The following is a 19,638-nucleotide window of genomic DNA, read 5'->3' as shown; positions in this document are numbered from 1 at the left end:
TGAATTAGTAAAGATCTAATTCAGAGGGTTCTTTTATACTAATGGCTAAGATTAAGCAACAAGCATTAAGAAAATTTCTTCAAGATGTGTCACACCTTCAGTTCGTTGGAAAGTATGGCATCAAAGATACGACCATTTACCAATGACTAAACTGAGGCTGAAATTCAACGTTAAATCAGCTATGATATTGAAAACCACAAGACTATCGAGTAATAATTATTACGTTATGATTCACCAAAAATATCAAACCAATTCAAAAATTTGCTATAGACGTTAACAAATTTCGTTACTAAACCACTAAAGAGACTTATTCTTAACTGGACTGCATTATTATACCGAATGCCCGTTAACCCAGATCAAAATTTTCAATATCAGAATTATCGATATATCGACATTTTAAAGCCGGGCCAAGTTTTTCAAATATTGGACCGAAATGCTAATGCTACATGTCTAGACAATGAAAGTATCCTTCACATTATCAAAGTAGGAACAGCTCATAATCATTAGTTCCACAGCTACAAAGAATTAGTATTGGCCATTACCAGTCATGTTGCGTACTACAATCATCAGTGGATAAAACCGAATTGACCTATCTTGCCAACGATTGACCATCGTCTAAAAATAAATTATGCGACAGATTAACAATTAAACAACAATTAAGACCGCCAACTAATCATTTTAGACCTCAGGATATCTTGTTAGACTAGGGTATAGGTCCTACACAATATATCAGTGCCGAGAAAGAAGTCTGTTCACATGAAACACCAGCCATTCAAAATAATCACATTAATCAGTCTATTGGCGCTCACCCTAACCGGTTGTCAGTCTTCGGCCGCTACCACAGGCTATCAGTCTGAGCATACCATCAAAACCGGTCAACGCCGTGATACCACATTCTCCTTGGTGGCAAGTGCCGAAAATTCCACCACGAATTATCACCACCAATACGGCTACATTGAAGACATCGGAGACGGGCGCGGCTACACCGCCGGTATCATTGGTTTCACGACGGCCAACGGCGATCTCCGCCAAGTCATTCAACGCTACGTCCACTTGAAGCCTAATCATAATGAACTCAAGTCCTATTTACCCGCCCTCAAGGACGCCATGGGGTCATCTACTCATCGTGGACTTGGCCGGCCTTTTGTCAAAGCTTGGCATCGAGCCGCCAAAACCCCTCAGCTCATTCAAGCTGAAAATCACATTCTAGATACCGAATATCTGAATCCCGTATTATACGCGGCCAAGCAAGACAATCTGAGTCCACTGGGACAATACATCTATTACGATGCTATGGTGGTTCACGGTCCCGGTAGCGGTAAGAGTAGCTTCGGTGGCATTCGTCGCCAGGCCCAACGACTGGCTAAAACGCCGCGTCAGGGCGGTAATGAAACCCACTACCTCCAGGCATTTCTCAAGGCCCGCACGCCCATCATGCGTCAGGAGGCTGCCCACCACGACCTCTCACGACTGACCGCTCAGCGTCACTTCATCCGCGACAAGAATTTCCAACTCAAGCGTCCCCTGTCATGGGAAATGTATGGCGATCGTTATCACCTCAAGTAATGACAACACGACTGGGATAAGCGGCAAATGGGCACATAAAAAGGTCTGAGACAACTTGTCCCAGACCCCAAGGTTAGTGAGCCTCAATTTCTTTTGTTTGAACAATCTTAGCGGCTGTTCCAGTATTGATTAAATTCTCAATCCGATCCAATAGCATCAGCAGCCAACCAAAGGCCAGAACAAATGCCATCATCTCGAACGCCGTCAGGGAGAAGTAACCAACCCATCGAAAGAGAATTTCCGCGACGAACAGAGCCGCCCCGACACCATAGGAAAGATACAAAAATTCTTGGGTCACCTGTGGCAGAAGCCAGCGCACCCCAACGATTAGGGCCATGATGAGGTAGACGAGAAAGGTCGCCACTTGATCATGTAGGGCATGAGAAGACACATTGTTGGGAAAGACCCCAACGAGTCCCAGATCCACCGCTGTCAAGGTTAACAGAATCCGCAGAATCCATAACTGACGTGATTTCGGAAAAAATTCATGGAGACTCACGAAGAGATAATCGATGAGAGCGATCATCAATAACGCCGCAAAGATCAGCGTCGCATTAAATTGCCACCCGCTGGAAGCATTGCTCGTTCCTAAGAAACTCAGGTTATGTTGCCACCAGTATCTCTGATTGTTTACGGCCATCGCAATGACCACACCACTAATAATCACCAAAGTCAAAACCGTAGTCAAAACCCCCGCATCCACCATCAAGGCGAAGTACACCATGACGAGGTTCACGACAACACTGAAGACCATGAAGATCACACTGGCCGTGAAGATATCGAAAATGGCCCCCTTAAAGAGCGTTCCCAATAGCCACATGCTGCCGCTCAGCAGAAGCACCACGATTAAAGCAAAGGACAACACGATCACCGGGAAGTTTCGCCAATAGATATTTTGCGTGAAATGATTGCGCGGATTATTGCGGTCTCGGATGAAGAACCCCGCAAATAACAGGGTTCCCACCACCGTGCCAATCACGATGATTCCAGTTGCCAGCGAGTTTTCTCCTACTAACTGGACCGCGTGTAGGCCCTGACTCATACAATAAATAAAGTACCCAATCGCCGAGAGCAGCGCTAATGCTAGTGGCCACACCAATACACGGCCCTGAAAAATTTGAAGCCGGGGTTCAGAAAATTGGACCACGAGGCGATCACGCTTCACCACCAATTTTACCGGCGTATCTTGATCCAACTTGAGCTGTTCGCTCACATCAGGTGGTAATTTTAATTGAAACGCTTGCTTTTTCATCCTGTCCCCCACTAATGTCGTTTTATAACGATCTTTATTATAACAAAGACTCCCGACCATGAGCGCGCTTTTTGAGGCGTCCCCTGTCGACACGATAACCATTAAGCCATACCCAGTCGAGAAAGGAACATGATGTAGGGTGAACATACTTTACTTGATGTACGGAAAACCTTAATATTTAGGGTGGAAACACTTTAAGGAGGAAACTGAACTATGAAATCTACTGTTTTTATGGAACCAGGTAAGGTTGCCATCGAAAACGTCGACAAGCCAACGCTTGAAGCCGATGACGATGTTATCATTCATGTTGTCCGAACCTGTGTCTGCGGCTCTGACCTTTGGGCATATCGTGGGCTAGAAGCTAAAGATAAGCACTCCGAAAACACGGGCCACGAAGCCATTGGGATCGTTGAAGAAGTAGGCTCAGCTATCACGACAGTGGTACCTGGCGACTTTGTTATCGCCCCATTTACACACGGTTGTGGCCATTGTGCTGCTTGTCGAGCTGGCTTCGATGGTGGTTGTCAGAATCACACCGACAACTTTAGTGCCGGTGTTCAAGCCGAATATATTCGTTACCAACATGGTGAATGGGCACTTATTAAGATTCCTGGGCAACCAGCCGATTACTCCGAGGATATGTTGGATTCACTATTAGCCTTAGCCGATGTCATGGCAACCGGTTACCATGCCGCTCGCGTTGCCAACGTTAAGACCGGCGATACGGTCGTCGTTGTGGGTGATGGGGCTGTCGGTCTGTGTGGCGTTATTGCCGCTCAAATGCGTGGTGCCAAGCGCATCATTGCGATGAGCCGGCACGAGGATCGTCAAAAACTGGCTACCGAGTTTGGTGCGACTGATATTGTAGCCGACCGTGGAGACGACGCTGTTGCCAAGGTCATGGCTTTAACCAACAATGCTGGTGCTGATGCCGTTCTTGAATGTGTCGGAACAGAATTGTCAAATGACACCGCTATGAAGGTGGCTCGTCCCGGTGCCATCGTTGGCCGAGTTGGTCTGCCTCATGAACCTAAGATGGATATGACCAACTCCTTCTACAGCAACACGATCATCGCCGGTGGCCCCGCTTCCGTCACCACCTACGATAAACAAGTGCTGCTAAAGGCCGTTTTGGATGGTGACATTCATCCCGGCAAGGTCTTCACACAAGCCTTCACCCTCGATGACATCGACGATGGTTATCAAGCGATGACCAACCGTCAGGCCATCAAGGCCCTTATTAAAGTTGACTAAGTGAGACCAAGTTTAATCTGATCATACAAAGAAACCGAATCAGTCTCTGAAATGAGAGTGATTCGGTTTCTTTGTATGATCAAGCTCTAGCGGTTAAACATCACATTTAATTTAGGATTTCCGATCTCGCAAACCAATAGCCCCTAACAACACAGTGCCGATAAGTAAGACTAAGCCAACTAGTCGAAATTCCGTTGCCGTGTGCCGTTCGCCCGTCTGTGGCAGAACGGTGGCAGACTTCGTGATTAAACTTGGACGTGGCGCACTGGCACTGCCTGACAAACTAGTGACTGGGGTCGCCGACTGCCCACCATTGTGAACGGGTGCGTTAGAACTTGGGTGGCTAGGTGTCGTGACACTAGGGTGCTGTGGCGTTTCTGGCGTCTCATTCCCGGGAACCTCAGGGTGCCCAGGCTCTTCATTCCCTGGTTCTTCAGGAGAAGGGACTTCTGGGTGTGGTTCTTCAACACCTGGTACTTCAGGAGATGGAACCTCTGGATGTGGCTCCTCGACGCCTGGTACTTCAGGGGATGGAACCTCTGGATGTGGCTCCTCGGTTCCTGGTTCCTCAGTTCCTGGTTCTTCAGTCCCCGGTTCCTCGGTTCCTGGTTCCTCAGTACCCGGTTCCTCAGTACCCGGTTCTTCAGTACCCGGTTCCTCAGTTCCTGGTTCTTCAGTCCCCGGTTCCTCAGTTCCTGGTTCCTCTGGATAAGGTTCCTCGGTTCCTGGTTCTTCAGGCCCAGGTTCCGTAACAGGTGGTTCCGTTTCTTCTGGATCATCCACCGTCCCATTTACAACAACATTAACATACCCTTTCTTTCCACGTCCTTGAGATGAAAAGTAATTATTAAAAACGATACGTCCATCGAGCGATCCCTTGGTAACAAAGGCATCACCGACCGTTCCAACACCAATATTTGAGGTCAGTGGAAATGATCGCGTCCGAGTGACTCGAACATTAGCTGGTAAATAGAAGAACGTATAATCACCACTATTAATACGAATGTCGTCGCTGACAGCCCACTTATACTCCACCCTATAGCTCTCATCTCGTGGAAGTTCATCAGTATGCGACATCACCGTTTTGTCCGGATAATGAACGATACTGGCATCGGCTGCTGACAGTCCACTAGCCCTAATCTCTTTAGCATGGGCCGTTGTTCCCCCATAGAAAATAAACAAGCCTAGCCCGGAAGTTGTCAACAGAATAAATCGCTTCAAATCCTTTCCCATTATTGCTGCCTCCCATTCAAGCTTCTTAATGAACCTGACGAACACCCCAAATTTAGCACCCTTATACGATTGCCGTTACTAATCTGGCCAATTAGTAAGTCCCGCTAGCATACTCTTTAAGACCACTTCAGTTTGATTAAGCCACTTGTTTTTCACAAAAAAAGTATGGGGCACTACTCGCCTCATACTCTTCCTAATGTCTATTCAATTCTCGGTCGTGTTGCCCTAGTCAGATCCAGGCTTATTTCAAAACAGCAAAGCCGCCGGTCCACCCGATTTGTTCACTAGCCGCTAAGGTCATTTGCAAGAAACCAAAGCTTTCAAGTTCCCGTGCCCGCTTTAGTGAGCCAGCGTTCACAAACGCCACGCCACTATCAGTTAAGGCGTCAGCCAATTGTTGTTTGGCAGCGTCGTCATCCCCTGCAGCCATCACGGTCGTTTGTTGCTTATCACTAACCTTACGACTCATTAAGGTACCTGCAAAGGTCGTATTGAAAGCCTTAATAACCTTAGAATCTGGTAACAAGCCAGCCAATTGTGCGGCAGCTGAACTGTCAGCAGGAACTTCTAAGCTATCCCAGGTCTCAAAGTTCAGGGGGTTAGAAATATCGACAACGACCTTACCAGCTAGTGCCTCTTGGTTCGCCTTGGCGATGCTTAATGCGGCATTGTAGGGAACCGCTAAGACCACAATCTCTCCCAAATTTTCGACGGGATCCTTGGAATCAATAAAGGTAACCTGATTACCACCCTGTGTGAAAACATCACCGATTGCTGAACCCATGTTACCCTTACCAAAAATCGTAATTGCTGCCATAACACATACCCCCTGATTTGTTTTATCTTTTTGTATTATTTTTAAGTACACTTTAGAGAATATAGTACTTTTGTTTGAAAGTCAATTCTTTACATTCAAACAATCAGAACTTTAAAGCATAAAAGCGACCTGTATGTGTTACTCGACCTAATCCAACGGCCTAGTCCCTACTCTGGGTGAAACTGTATGATAATTATTAATTGAAAATAGATAGTCTTTTTAACTGACTTTTTTCGTAAACTGTTATAAAATATAATACAGAAATAGATAATCCGATGGCATCCAACGTGCCTGCGTATTATTTACGACATCGTCACATCAATAAAAGGAGGTCGCCCATGGCTAATACCCAATTTAGCGATACCATCCACGTCTTGGTCTATATCGCCTATTTTGAAGGGAAAAAGATGACCAGCCAAGAAATTGCCAGCAGTCTCGAAACATCCCCAAGCCTAATTCGAAAAATCATGGCTAATCTGAAACACCACGGCTTGTTAGCACCCACACACGGTCCCACCCAGCTGGCTTTGGCCCGTGAACCGGCGGCCATTACACTTCGTGATATTTATGCCACGCTTCCCAACCAAGCGCCGCTCCTAAATGTCGATGCGCATACATCAAAGAATTGTCCCGTGGGCAAGGCCGTTCCACCAGTTCTCACCCACTACTACCAAGAAATCCAAGCAGCTGCTGAAGCAAAGATGGCTAAGATTTCTCTTCAAGACATCTTAAACGATGTCACACTCATGCAACGCCTAGCAGAATAGAAGATATCACTCGAATCTGAGAAAAACGAACAGATCTTTTGGCTCTTTGTCAAATCAGATTGCTGACTGAGGTCACATGCTTGAAGGCACTTCTTACGTGAAGTGCCTTTTTTCTTAAAGCAATCGTCTCCTTTAAGAAAGTGCTCGAGAGCTTTGCACCCGACTGATTTGCTTTCCGATAACCGTTATTTAAGCCATTTTGCCCACAACACCTGAAAATGCCTTACGATTGATATTTTAGGTGAGAAGACCTAAATTCATGCTGGTAGCTGTTAGAAACTCAACAAGTGGGGCGGATACAATGAGTATGATGAAAGATCTCCATAATTACGTGAAAAAGAATTACGAAGCGGGAAACTATGATGATGCCAAAGCTGCCTATACCTCTTGGAAAACCGAGAATAATTACCAATCTAATCTAACCGATTTTGAAATGGGTGTCCAAAAAGCACAAAGCGATTATAAAAAGAATGGAACATTTGCGGCATATCCAGAGTTAGCAATTGCTGTTTTGAATAAGTTATTCGCTGACAAAGCTTTTGAGGTCAGTGAATAACTTATTCGCGGTTATAATTCGGAAAAAGAACAACTCAAAAATCATTAATCAGCAGTTATTAGACAAACTTTAACTTGCCTTCTGGGGCGTCATCATTCAGCAATTCACTGAACGACGACGCCTTTTTTATCGGCTAAATGTCCATTGACCAACTGACTTTTATCCCACGTTCCTTGAGTCGTCGTTAATCACAGTGACCAACATAAATTGTCCGCTCCCACACCAATGCACCACTTAAATGACCCCATTTTTACCGGTTAGTATACGTAATTTCTAAATGATATCCTTTTCATACGGGTCTGGCACATCCCCTGCTAGTATAAGGTTGCCGCCAAGAGAATGGGTCCGAATCCAGACCTAAATAAGTTGTCACTACTGTTATTTTTCGTATAGATTGGAGGTAAAATACCATGCGTGTCATGAAATTAGTGAGTGGTGTCAGCAGCGGTATTGTCATCACCATGTTAGCACTCGCACTCACCCCTCTAGTTGCGTTCGCTGCAGGTCCTGGGACTGCTTCCAGTAACTTGACGAACGTGTCTGGTGGTTATGTGGCAGATAGCACCGGGAGTGCCCAGGCGATGTCTAATGCCGAGTTTACGATCACACCAGGCCCTCTTAGTTTGAATCAAGTGCCTAATATCGTCTTTGGAAGTGTCAGCGTCAAGGATGTTTCTTCCGCGAACACGAATATTCCGATCTCGACAGGAGCACCAACTGGAGGCACTGGCTTCGATGGTAATAACAATGGCGCATTAAACATTACGGACTACCGTGGCAATCATGACGGCTGGTCATTAACCGTCGGCATGAGTCCCTTCACGTCAGGTGCAAACACCATCACCGAAGCACAACTAACTCTCGATGAAACGGCAGGCGCCTTGGATAACAGTGCCACTGCCGCACCATTAAGTCTGACGCTACCACAATCCACCGTGACTAACGGTTGGATCAGCAGCCCTAAGACTTTATGGAATGCTGCCGCTAAATCTGGTGAAGGAAGTAACAGTGCTACCACTGCCGCTTCTAGCAAATTAACGATTACAAAACAACCAGACGTTTCCGCTGGGACTTACAACGCAACACTGTACTGGGCATTGCAGAATGCACCAGCAGCGACTACGCCAGCCCAATAAGACTCGCCTAGCTGTCAATGAAGGTGGGGCTGACTATGAAATTAAGATGGTTAAACTGGCGCCTCTTGATCCTAGGTGTCTTGGCTGGCATTCTCATCGGAGGACCTGTTGTACTGGGTAAAGCCGCACAGACACCCCCGACGAATTTCTTTGCCACACCATTTTTGCCCAAGAACCAACTCACCACAAAAGCGGGATATTTTGATTTAAAGGTGATGCCTGGAACCACGCAAAATCTGAAACTGGCTGTCACCAATCCCGGGAACACGCAGAAAACGCTGCAGGTTATTCCCGTCAACGCCACAACGTCCGACTCGGGTAACGCCGTCTATGTGCCATCCAATCGGACTGACCCATCGGCGCAAACGACCTTTACTAAGATGACTTCAGGTGCCGTGACTATCACGCTCGCCTCTCATCAGGAGAAAACCGTGACCTTTAAAACCACCATTCCCACTGGCGGATTCCAAGGTGAGGTCTTGGGTGGCCTCTTTGTGACGGATCCTCAAGCAAGTCCCGCCGCAACCCAAAATGGAGGTGCCTCCAGCTTCCGCCTGCATAACCGTTATGCCGTGGTCACCGCAGTAGCTCTGTGGTGTCACCCTAACCAGCGTCTAACCACCATGCTAAAGCTGGGAGATGTCGCAATTGCCAATTCCGATACCAATCCTGTTGTTCAGGCTAAGATTCGTAACCTAACCCCTGCCCTCTTCGGAGACCTACAAGGAACCGCACGAATCGTGAAAGCTGACACGGGTCAGCAGGTCGCTCGTCAGGATCTAAAAAGGGGATCTATGGCACCTAATAGTTGGTTCAATTATGGGGTACCCCTGGGAAACAAGCCGCTAACCGCTGGTCGGTACACACTCAATCTTCACCTGACTAGTGGCAAACGGGTTTGGGACTTCACGCATTCCTTCTCACTGACGAAAAACCAAGCTAAGGCCCACAATACTATCATTCGGCCGGAAGGTGGCATCGATTGGTGGTTCTGGCTTCTCCTGGCACTCCTATTGGCGTTGTTAATCTTCGGTGCCTACTGGTTAGGCAAACGGCGTTCTCGTTCTCGTTCTTAACTTCGGGAGGTGTTGGACGATGCGTAATTGGAAACAATTATTAAAAATGGGGCTACTGGGACTGGTGATTATCATCGGTTCGTTGAGTCTCTGGGTTCCCGCCCGAGCGGCATCTTCCGCCCCACAAACACCGACATCACCTCCTGTTTCAATTATGGGCATCAACTTAGCCGGTGGCTTTACTCAGCAACCAATGGACTCAAACCAGGTCTCTGGCTACAAAGTCACACTGGCTGCTAAGGGGACACGGAACTTGTTGGAGGCTGCCACGAACCCCTTCGGAAGTCGTAAATATGTTTGGTGGGAATCGACAGACAATGGCAATACGTATAGCACTGTTGGCTCCAACAGCACAACCTATACGTTCACTGCTCCAACTGTCACGCAACCAACCCAACTGCTTTTCCAAGTCGAATACGACTTCACTGGGATCGGGCTGTTCTACAATGAATGGTCTCGTATCGCCACCATCGATGTCGAACCTAGTCGCGTCCCAACAACGGCAATTAAGGTCACAGCTGACAAGACCTATCTGAACAACAGCGATACGACCGTAGCTCATGCCGCTCTGACACCAAAAAACGCAACCGATCGTGTGACCTGGACCAGTAGTGATCCAAGCCTCGCCACGGTTGACGAGTATGGTGATGTGACAGCAACTAGTGCTTCTTCTCAGACTGACGGGACGGCTCACGATCACGGCACTGTAACCATCACTGGATCTGCTAATGGCCACAGTGACGACGTAAAGATTGCCATTGGCGCCCTCCAAGACGTTGACACGATCGAAGGTAAAGCCGCGACATTTAGTCTCAAGGATTTACCCACCGACGTCACTGTTAACAATTGGTATCGCGTTCAGGATGGCCAAAGCACTGCGCTAAATACCACCGACACCAGTTACACGATCACTAAGCCAACCAAGAGTGGCGATGATGGCACTTCCTACTACGCCGTGTTAAATTACACGGTAAATGGGAGTACAAAATCCATCACCACAAACTCTGCTCGACTCACTGTGACCAAAAGTGGCTTGGTTTCTTTGATGGCCGTACCCGATTTCAACTTTGGCGAGGCCAATCTCTCTGATCTGAGTCAAGCCCTCACGCTTGATAACCTCGATGCCTTGGCCCAAGGTCAGGCTCACGATGGCAACAGTAATGGTGAACTATCAGTTCTAGACAGTCGTTATGCTGGCGGTCCGTGGACTTTATCTGCAACCTTACAGCCATTTGGCTTTATCGGTGATAACGGGGGTGAATTGGGGACGACTAGCCTCGACCTCTATGACCCCAGCAACCGATTAGATAAGACCATTCCAGCCAATGGTGAGGCCACATCAATTTACACGTCCAGCGACTATGACGGTCAAGACTGGGATGTTAGCAACACCCAACTCGATCTCGGTCCTAGTCCCTTGGCTAGTGCCGGTAGCTACGAAAGTACCATCACCTGGACCTTGACGGAAGCGCCAAGTTGAGTTCACCTAAAACCAGGACCACTCTCTTGCAGAGTGGTCCTGGTTTCGTTATCCTAAATTCAGCATACGATTGTCGTTATAAATGGGCTACTCGAACCCTGTAGGCATGGCAACTCGAAAATCCACCTCACCAATCACAATTGCGCAACCATGATGAATGACCCATGTTCCCACCGACAATCAGGCACACTGCCGATCACGGCAACCTAAAGGAGCGTCGATTCCAATGACCTGGAATCGACGCTCCTTTATGATTTCGCCTAATATTATCGTGACGAATTCAGTGTTAAGCCACCGTAATTTGCATCCGACCATGGCGCTTCGAATGATACAGATTACGATCAACACGGTTATAGAAATCGAGCGGTGACCGATCATCTCTGACGACCGCCGAGACACCGACCGAAATAGTCACATTGAACTTATGGTCATCAGCTTGAATCTCAAGGTGATTAATTGCCGCAAATATTTGGTCGACGACTGGCTTTGTCGCCGCAACTTCTGTACCAGGAAAGAGAACGTTAAACTCCTCGCCCCCCGTTCGATAGAAGGTTGCCGGTAAGTCATTAGCATCCAGCACGGTCTGAACAGTCGTTGCAACCTCTCGTAGAACCAAATCACCTACGGAATGCCCATAAGTATCGTTAAATTGCTTAAAGTGGTCAATGTCAAACATCATCATTGAAAGTGGCTGGTCATCTGCTCGACTGCGATGAAAGTAGTCATCCATCGCATCCGTGTAAGCAGCAAAGTTTTTGGTTTGCGTCAATGCATCATGACTGGCAAAACGCGCCAAACGAACTTTAAGTTCGCTATCATGCGCTAACATTGTGACATAGAGATACAACAACACCTCAAAAATAACCAGGTAGAGCCATTCTTCTCCAAAAACGGCCCATGAAAAATTGAACTTCAGCTTCATCCAGAACCACAACAATCCCCCAAAGGGAATCGTGACCAACAAGTATAGCAATAGTGAGTCTCGATGGCTGTGGCACTTTACCCGTGTCTCATTAAGCACCCAGAAAAAAGTCATGAGTGTGAGCGCATGTGCCCAAGATTGCCAATAATAAATGGACCCATTAAAGAGCATGTAAATCAACACGATTGGTAGAAAAAAGTAATAGGAAACATGAATATTTAGAAAATACGCACAGAAGATCACAGCAATCAATTGAAAATTCATAAATTGCCAGGACATACTCGTGCCAGTCACAAGTGTTTGAATACTAAAAACAAAGACTAACATATAAATGACGCCGTACCAGGTATTCACCACGTCATCGGTAACCTTGAAGCGTCGCTGATGGACCCAGGAAACTAGCCAGTTGTACGTCACCCAATAGAGGGTCAATACGCCTAGAATAAAGAATACGCCCGTGACGAAAGGTGGAACTTGCCAGTGGGACCATGTCATTGCTAAAACCCTTCTTCTCTTAAGAATAATCCCAGCATCTCAGCCGGATCGTCCGCCAATAAGGCACACCTATATAGTAATATAGACGCTTTACAAGAAGAAAACTATAGTCAGAATGGGGTAAGTGTTGTTAGCTGTAAATATTCTCATAGTAATATTGGGTTTGCAGGTTAACCATAAATCTTTCTAACCGAATCATTCGGTTTCCCCTTATCTGGGGTGGGCGCCACCAAGATTCTGACTAAAAACCACCAGACAGAATCCGACCAACGCCGTTAACGAGGCGACTGTATCCGATAAAAAGAATCCACCGATCATCGTCACAATCCCTAATCCAATAAATAATGTCCCAACTAACGCGTGCCGTTGCATGCTTTTCATCCTCCTACATCTATCCTTAAGTTGCTGGTCCAACCTTAACAGATGAGGTGAGTGACGCCTACTAAAACGGCTTACAAATACCGTTATATCAACGTTTACCTATCATTTACACAACCCATACAAAAACAATATTATCACGGACGACACGGTCAAAAACCAACGATCGTCTAATAACAGCCGCACGTGATCCGCTTAATCGCCCCCCCTTCCTTGTAACGAGCCGAAATCACTCCGGCAGTCTTAGACACCAGACGATCACCCTGAGATCGCAAAGAGGCCCCACTCATTGCTGAGTGGGGCCTCTCTTTGATTACTTTTTAATTAAAGAGAATTACTTCTTTAATGGCGTCCATTGCCACTTCGTAAATTCTTCAATATCGCGACCTTCGTCACGGGTAACCTTGAAATGCTTAGCTAAGATGTCATCCATCTTCTTGTCGAAGGCCTTACCGGCAGCTTCGTCGATAACTCCCTTGGCAATCAAGGTGTTAACAGCATCCTTAGCTTGGTGGAAACGGTCTAATTCGGAGTATACACGCATGTCGTAGGCAGTCGTGATATCCCCATCTTCACGGTAACCGTGAACATGTAAGCCTAAGTGTTGACGTTCGTAGAATACGGATTCGATTAAGTCTTCGTATCCATGGAACCCAAAGACAACTGGGGTGCCGGATTCACCGAACAGAGAAGCAAACTTGTCATCAGACAAGGCACGTTCTGCGTTCAGAGGGCCGTTCTTCTTTTGTAGACGTTGTAATTCAACAACGTTGACATAACGCATCTTAACCGCTGGGAAGGCATCGTTGATCAAGTCAACAGTAGCCAAGGTTTCGATGGTTGGTTCAACACCGGCAGAAGCGAAGACGATATCTGCATCTTCACCTTCAGCAACAGTGGAAGCCCAGTCGATTGCCTTGATACCTTCAGTAGCCAATTCTTCAGCTTCGTCGACTGAGAACCATTGTTGACGTGGTTGCTTAGAAGCGACGATGTGGTTAACCTTTTGACGGTCAGTGAATGCCCGGTCAAAGACAGCCAAGAGCGTGTTCCCATCGGCTGGGAGGTACTGACGAACAAAGTCAGACTTCTTTTCAGCCAAGTGAGTCAACATACCTGGGTCTTGGTGAGTGTAACCATTGTGGTCTTGTTGGAACACAGTTGAAGTTGAGATTAAGTTCAATGATGGGTAGTCATTCCGCCATGGTTCTGCAGCAGCTTGACGAATCCACTTGAAGTGTTGCGTCGTCATTGAATCAACAACTCGTAAGAAGGATTCGTATGACGTGAACACACCGGTACGACCAGTTAAGGTGTAACCTTCAAGCCAACCTTCAGCTTGGTGTTCTGATAATTGCGCATCCAAGATACGACCTTCTGGAGCTTCGTATTGGTCATTTGGTTCCTTGACCTCACTCATCCATTGACGGTTCGTAATCTTGAACATTTCCCAAAGACGGTTAGACATCGTTTCATCAGGTCCGAAGAGACGGAATGATGATGGGTTCTTCGTGGCAACGCCAGCGAAGAAGGTTGACAGAACGTTCATATCCATGTTCTTGTTGCCATCTGGCAAGTTCGTTCCACGGTTAGATTCGTTGATGTCGTTAGCGTAGTCTTTCCAGTTAGGTAAGTCTAACGTTTCTGGCTTTTCGCCACGAGCGCGACCACCATTGGCGATTGGGTTAGCAGCCATCCGCTTGTCACCCTTAGGGGCGAAGTCAGCGACTTCTGCCTTCAATGTTCCATCAGCATTGAATAATTCGGCTGGCTTGTATGAGTTCATCCAGTCTTCAAATTCTGGTAGTTCATCGAAGTTATTCTGGCTCAAGCCAAGCGGCACTTGGTGGGCACGGAATGAGTTTTCAATAGGTTCGCCAGCTGGGTTGTGTGTAGGACCACCCCAACCCTTTGGTAAGCGAGCGATGATAACTGGCCATGGGGCGATAGTACCATCTTCGTACTTGCCGTTTTCACGGGCGTCTTTTTGGATTTGCTTGATATCAGCAATTGCTTGGTCAAAGACCGCAGCTGCCTTTTCATGGTAAGTCATGTAGTCATGGATGTCATCGTTTTCGATGAAACGAGGTGACCAGCCCAGACCTTCAAAGAACTTCGCAACTTTATCGTCGCTCATCCGTGAGAAGATAGTTGGGTTAGAGATCTTGAATCCGTTAACGTCCAAGATAGGTAATACAGCACCATCATTCTTAGGGTTCAAGAACTTGATGGAGTTCCATGCAGTCATTGCAGGACCCGTTTCAACTTCCCCATCACCAACGACAGTGAAGCCGATTTGGTCTGGGTTGTCTAATACGGCACCAATTGCGTGGGACAATGAGTAACCAAGTTCTCCACCTTCGTGAAGGGAACCAGGCGTTTGGGCCGTCATGTGGGAACCAATTCCACCAGGGAATGAGAACCGCTTGTAAAGACGGGCCATACCTTCGAGATCTTGCGTAATTTCAGGGTAAGCATCCGTGTAGGTACCATCCAAGTATGAGTTCGTAACCATAACTTGGCCACCATGACCGGGACCACCAATATAGAACATGTTCAAGCCGTACTTGTTGATTAAACGGTTGGCGTGGGCATACAGGAAGGTTTGTCCTGAAATAGTCCCCCAGTGTCCGATAGGCTTAACTTTAACGTCTTCTTTTTTGATCGGTGTATTGGTTACTGAGAACAATGGATTGTCCTTCAGAAAAATCATTCCACCTGAGAGGTACGTTGTAGCACGCCACCAGGCGTCAACTTTTTCCAAGTATGACTTGGAATCGTAATCTACTGTCATGAATTTTACACTCCTTCGTCTTGGTCGCAAACTTCTACTAGAATTAACCCGAGTTATTAGAGGTCAATTTATGTCCTTAATGATACCAATAATTTTCAAAAAGTCAACCTTTTTGAAAATTGATACGATCCAATTATGAAAAAGTTGGATTTTAGACGATTTTAACCGTCCTCCCGTGTGCCTTTCATCCCGCTCAAAAACAATGTAATCGGAATGGAAGGCACACGCCGGATTTAATTTATCCTCTGTCTGACTCGGCGCTCAATCCCTTAAATTAGTTGCTAAGTCACCGATACCGCGGTTCCAGACCTGACGAACGACACCCGGTCTCGACATGATTGTTGGCAACCAACTTGAGCCCAGTATACCAGAAGCGTGCGCGTTTTCGCAGTAGTTTGGCTTGTCACCACTAACCTTTCATAATCATCAGTCAGATGCGGAAGCGTGGCCTTTGCGCTGTGCTTATATCGCGAACCAGATTGTCTCCGCCGTCGCTAATGTGCTCCTCACGAAAAAAAGAAACCATCACTGTCAGGTGAATCAAAGCCAGCGGTTTGATCCAAAAAACAACGGCAACAATCCAATGAGTCCCTCTTATTAGACTTATATAGGTCCACATTAAGGTCGCTTTGCCGCGTTCATATTTTGGCGTGTCATTTTCCTAACCAAGGTCACTTGTTTAGAAGATCTCGAATTCCTCCGCTATACTTGGCTTACGTTCACTAAAGGAGTGTGTTCAGTCATGAAATTAACCTTATTTTATGCCCCCGGGGCAAGTTCATTGGCACCCCACATCTTGTTAGAAGAGCTCGGATTACCTTATCACTTGGAGAAAGTCGACTTGGATGAAAAAACATGGTCACAAGGCAATTACAATCAACTGAACCCCAAGTCCTATGTCCCTGCGCTACAGATCGATGATCAGTCCTTACTAACGGAATGTGCCGTCATCTTAGAAGTCATTGGCACGTTGGCCCAACCATCCCCACTCCCGCCGTATAATACCTCAGACTACTGGGAACAGCGGGTCTGGTTGAACTACATTGCAACTGAACTCCATAAAAATTTCATCTCGCCAGCTCGTTATGGTAACTGGCTTCCTAACACACCAGAGACCAAAGAACGCGTTTGGACGCGGGTACACCCTCGCCTGGACTATGTCGAAAAGCGGCTGTCCGATCGTGGCCCATACTTACTGGGTTGGGATTTTTCCATTGCTGACCCCTACCTGTTTGTCATGACCAACTGGATGCAACGCCTGCACTATTCTTTCGACAACTTCCCTTGGCTGAAGGCCTTTGACGCAACCATGCGGGAACGCCCAGCCGTCCAACGCGTTTTACAGCAGGAAGGACGGCCACACTCGCTAGAATCCAAATAGGATAGGTACGATAAAAGCCCCGCACACGAAACGACGCGCCGGGGCTTTCACTTTACTTTGGCAGGTGAAACGTCAATTCCGCCGCCGTATAGGGACGATCTGTTCGTGCAGGTTCGAATGCGCGATCGCCGACTTCTATGCCGCAGGCTCGGGCTGCTGTGATTGCAAATTCCCGAAAGAATTGAAAACTCGCCGTGATGATTCCATTATCAGTGACGACAGGCTCACGAACCAGATTGTGCTTTGGAATAAACGGATTGCGGTCATAGGTTTCTTCAAATATGCCACCCGTGAATTTGGTCTTATCCAACAATCCAGCTTTGGCTAAGAGAATCGGTGACGAGGACATGGAAGCAATAATTGGTCGCTGTGCGGGGGCAACATTTAGTTGCGCCAAAAAGGCAATATTTCGTGGATCCGCTAATGGAATATGATAGTTATCAATCCCCGGCAGAATCAACAAGTCAACCTCCAGCGGATTCACCTGGGTGAATGCCTGTTGTGCCATGACTTGTAGATGGTCCTCTCCTGCATATAATTGTCGGTCAGCCCCAACCGTCGTCAGCGACCATTCACTCTCTTGAAAGGCCAAGATCTCAGTTAAAGCCGAAATTTCAAAATTACAAAATCCTGGATACAGCATCACTAAAGCTCGTTTCATGACGAACACCTCCAGTTTGAAATTAATTATACGCTCACGAGTAGTTAAGTCTGCCTGAATAAACTTGGCCTTTTATAAACGTTATAATACTCGAATTGGTTATCAACCTGAACTTTACACAATCAACATCTAGTCTTTACATCTACCGCGTATCCTTAACCTGTACCCAAGCAAAGAGGAGGAGTTTGTAAGATGAAAAAACAAATGAGTACCCTAGTAACTGCCCTGTTATTGACCACCACCTTAGGTTGGCAACAACCCTTAATGTCGATTACGGCGGCCGCAAAAACCAAGACGACTCAGACCACTAAGCGAGTCAAGAAAGCTGCTAAGTCACAATCAACCCATATTAAGCTTCAAGGCGCTTCCAATGCCCGCGATCTTGGGGGCTACATCAACAGCAAAGGCCAAAAGATTAAGGCTCACCGCCTCATTCGTTCCAACAGCCTTTCAACATTATCAAAGTCTGATCAGAAGAAGCTCGTCAAGACTTACCACGTGGCAACCGACGTTGACCTTCGGACCGTCATCGAACAACAAAAGAGCCCTGATGTTAAGATGAAGGGCGTGAAACTCATCAAGGCTAATGTCTTCAAATCCTTCGGGGCTTTCCCCGACTTCTCCAAGAAAAATGCCGGTGATAAGATGATGAAGAAGTCCTATCACGACGCCATCACCACGGCACAAGGACGTAAGGCTTACAAGTCCCTGTTCCACCAGCTCTTAAAGAATCCTAAGAACAAGGCCGTCCTCTGGCACTGTTCAGCGGGTAAGGACCGTGCCGGTATGGGAACCGTCCTCGTCCTCTCAGCCCTCAACTTCAACAAGAAGGCTATTGCCAAGGATTACTTGAAGTCCAATACATACCTGGTCAATACCAACAAAGAAAACTTGAAGCGCCAAGAAGCTGGTTGGAAGGCCCAAGGCAAGGAACTAACACCAACGGTTATCGCCAACTTCAAAGCTCAAAACGGTGTCAAGATGGCTTACCTCAACACCATGTACAAGGCTATCAACACCAAGTACGGCAACATGGATAACTTCCTCCACAAGGGTCTGGGATTATCCAACACGCAATTGAAGCACCTGCGTTCGAGCTACCTCACGCCAGCTAAATAATCATGCGGTAGTCTTAATTTTCAGCCCACAATCTCTATCATCAGGGATTGTGGGCTTTTAATTGACCTGATCTGAATCCTATGACTTCATCCTCAGGTTCTCTCCATTTAAGCGATTACTATGTTTCGATAAAAAAAGTTTCATTCACTGAACGTTCCTCTAAAATTTGTGTTATGGTTAAATTGTGCTATTAACAACGGTTTAAGGAGAGGTTTTGTTTCATGAAAAAAGTCGCAGTCGTCTTGGGTATCATTGGCTTGACCGGCACTATGGGGATCAGTACCACTAGTCAAGCAAGTTCCCTAACCGGGGCAGTTACGTATCATCACTATCACGGGTTAGCCACCATCAAAAAGAACTACAAGCACTTCAGTCTGACGAATCATCAACCACACAGTAAGTATAAGACCATTAAGGTCTTCAACTGGAAGTTTGAAAACCTCAAGGCTGGTTCCAAAGTGAAAATTGACTGCCGGGCGAGTCAAGGAACACAATATGATTGGTACCGAATCCGATCAATTAGTAAGCACCACACTCGGCGTTATTGGGTCTACGGCCAAGCTCTGAATCTTAAATAATCTAAATGTGATGAGAGTGGGACATAAGGCTCGCAAACTGCCTTAGGTTCCACGTTTCGGCACCATAATAGTCAAAATTAAAACGACTTTGCAGAATGCACTAGTCCCTGTCAAGTTGACAGTTGAAATAATATAATTTTTAGTATTGCTTAAGCGGCTTCATCGCGGTATTC

17 protein-coding genes are annotated in these 19,638 nt (G+C 46.7%); 10 read left to right on the top strand and 7 right to left on the bottom strand.

The window, feature by feature from the left end:
• Positions 1-756 precede the first annotated feature (756 nt).
• The gene (locus EKM71_RS09765; protein ID WP_125574427.1) at positions 757-1,566 is read left to right on the top strand and encodes a chitosanase; all 810 of its coding nucleotides are present in this window, start codon (positions 757-759) and stop codon (positions 1,564-1,566) included.
• 73 nt (positions 1,567-1,639) lie between these two features.
• On the opposite strand, the gene EKM71_RS09760 is transcribed toward EKM71_RS09765, so the two are convergent.
• Positions 1,640-2,818 (bottom strand): DUF998 domain-containing protein, encoded by a 1,179-nt coding sequence (locus tag EKM71_RS09760; protein WP_125574426.1) that lies wholly within the window; start codon positions 2,816-2,818, stop codon positions 1,640-1,642.
• A 213-nt stretch (positions 2,819-3,031) separates the two neighbouring features.
• Between EKM71_RS09760 and EKM71_RS09755 the strand changes: the two genes are divergently transcribed.
• A complete protein-coding gene (locus tag EKM71_RS09755; RefSeq protein ID WP_125574425.1) occupies positions 3,032-4,072 on the top strand; it encodes a zinc-binding dehydrogenase in 1,041 nt (346 codons plus the stop codon).
• Between the two features lie 111 nt (positions 4,073-4,183).
• On the opposite strand, the gene EKM71_RS09750 is transcribed toward EKM71_RS09755, so the two are convergent.
• Positions 4,184-5,305 (bottom strand): Ig-like domain-containing protein, encoded by a 1,122-nt coding sequence (locus tag EKM71_RS09750; protein ID WP_125574424.1) that lies wholly within the window; start codon positions 5,303-5,305, stop codon positions 4,184-4,186.
• Between the two features lie 241 nt (positions 5,306-5,546).
• On the bottom strand, positions 5,547-6,122 hold the full coding sequence (locus EKM71_RS09745; protein ID WP_125574423.1) for an NADPH-dependent F420 reductase: 576 nt from the start codon (positions 6,120-6,122) through the stop codon (positions 5,547-5,549).
• Between the two features lie 338 nt (positions 6,123-6,460).
• Here EKM71_RS09745 and EKM71_RS09740 point away from each other — a divergent pair, with 338 nt between their 5' ends.
• The 5 genes from EKM71_RS09740 to EKM71_RS09720 all read left to right on the top strand — a co-directional run bounded on the left by EKM71_RS09740 (position 6,461) and on the right by EKM71_RS09720 (position 11,137).
• Entirely contained in the window at positions 6,461-6,889 is a 429-nt protein-coding gene (locus EKM71_RS09740) for an Rrf2 family transcriptional regulator (protein WP_125574422.1), read from the top strand.
• A 301-nt stretch (positions 6,890-7,190) separates the two neighbouring features.
• Positions 7,191-7,445 carry a hypothetical protein gene (locus EKM71_RS09735; RefSeq protein WP_125574444.1) on the top strand — a complete coding sequence of 85 codons (255 nt, stop codon included), beginning with the start codon at positions 7,191-7,193 and terminating at the stop codon, positions 7,443-7,445.
• Between the two features lie 410 nt (positions 7,446-7,855).
• Positions 7,856-8,581 carry a WxL domain-containing protein gene (locus EKM71_RS09730; protein WP_125574421.1) on the top strand — a complete coding sequence of 242 codons (726 nt, stop codon included), beginning with the start codon at positions 7,856-7,858 and terminating at the stop codon, positions 8,579-8,581.
• A gap of 35 nt (positions 8,582-8,616) precedes the next feature.
• Positions 8,617-9,657 (top strand): DUF916 and DUF3324 domain-containing protein, encoded by a 1,041-nt coding sequence (locus EKM71_RS09725; RefSeq protein ID WP_225418032.1) that lies wholly within the window; start codon positions 8,617-8,619, stop codon positions 9,655-9,657.
• 19 nt (positions 9,658-9,676) lie between these two features.
• Positions 9,677-11,137 carry an Ig-like domain-containing protein gene (locus EKM71_RS09720; protein WP_125574419.1) on the top strand — a complete coding sequence of 487 codons (1,461 nt, stop codon included), beginning with the start codon at positions 9,677-9,679 and terminating at the stop codon, positions 11,135-11,137.
• A 286-nt stretch (positions 11,138-11,423) separates the two neighbouring features.
• Here the strand turns inward: EKM71_RS09720 and EKM71_RS09715 are convergent, their stop codons facing one another.
• The 3 genes from EKM71_RS09715 to EKM71_RS09710 form a co-directional block, all read right to left on the bottom strand.
• Positions 11,424-12,554, bottom strand: a complete 1,131-nt coding sequence (locus tag EKM71_RS09715; RefSeq protein ID WP_125574418.1) for a GGDEF domain-containing protein — start codon at positions 12,552-12,554, stop codon at positions 11,424-11,426.
• Positions 12,555-12,764: 210 nt separating this feature from the next.
• Positions 12,765-12,926 (bottom strand): hypothetical protein, encoded by a 162-nt coding sequence (locus EKM71_RS11120; RefSeq protein WP_164504781.1) that lies wholly within the window; start codon positions 12,924-12,926, stop codon positions 12,765-12,767.
• A gap of 340 nt (positions 12,927-13,266) precedes the next feature.
• Positions 13,267-15,726 carry a phosphoketolase family protein gene (locus tag EKM71_RS09710; RefSeq protein WP_125574417.1) on the bottom strand — a complete coding sequence of 820 codons (2,460 nt, stop codon included), beginning with the start codon at positions 15,724-15,726 and terminating at the stop codon, positions 13,267-13,269.
• 742 nt (positions 15,727-16,468) lie between these two features.
• Between EKM71_RS09710 and EKM71_RS09705 the strand changes: the two genes are divergently transcribed.
• Positions 16,469-17,107, top strand: coding sequence for a glutathione S-transferase C-terminal domain-containing protein (locus EKM71_RS09705; protein ID WP_125574416.1), 639 nt, complete (start codon positions 16,469-16,471; stop codon positions 17,105-17,107).
• Positions 17,108-17,159: 52 nt separating this feature from the next.
• On the opposite strand, the gene EKM71_RS09700 is transcribed toward EKM71_RS09705, so the two are convergent.
• The gene (locus EKM71_RS09700) at positions 17,160-17,768 is read right to left on the bottom strand and encodes a DJ-1/PfpI family protein (RefSeq protein WP_125574415.1); all 609 of its coding nucleotides are present in this window, start codon (positions 17,766-17,768) and stop codon (positions 17,160-17,162) included.
• A gap of 192 nt (positions 17,769-17,960) precedes the next feature.
• Here EKM71_RS09700 and EKM71_RS09695 point away from each other — a divergent pair, with 192 nt between their 5' ends.
• Together EKM71_RS09695 and EKM71_RS09690 are read left to right on the top strand one after the other, a co-directional pair.
• A complete protein-coding gene (locus EKM71_RS09695; RefSeq protein ID WP_125574414.1) occupies positions 17,961-18,887 on the top strand; it encodes a tyrosine-protein phosphatase in 927 nt (308 codons plus the stop codon).
• 221 nt (positions 18,888-19,108) lie between these two features.
• Positions 19,109-19,465, top strand: coding sequence for a hypothetical protein (locus tag EKM71_RS09690; RefSeq protein ID WP_125574413.1), 357 nt, complete (start codon positions 19,109-19,111; stop codon positions 19,463-19,465).
• Positions 19,466-19,638: the final 173 nt, after the last annotated feature.

It is taken from the genome of Levilactobacillus huananensis, assembly GCF_003946145.1.
GTDB lineage: Bacteria > Bacillota > Bacilli > Lactobacillales > Lactobacillaceae > Levilactobacillus > Levilactobacillus huananensis.
Note: the sequence above shows the minus strand (reverse complement) of the source record. Positions and strands in the feature narration are given on the sequence as shown.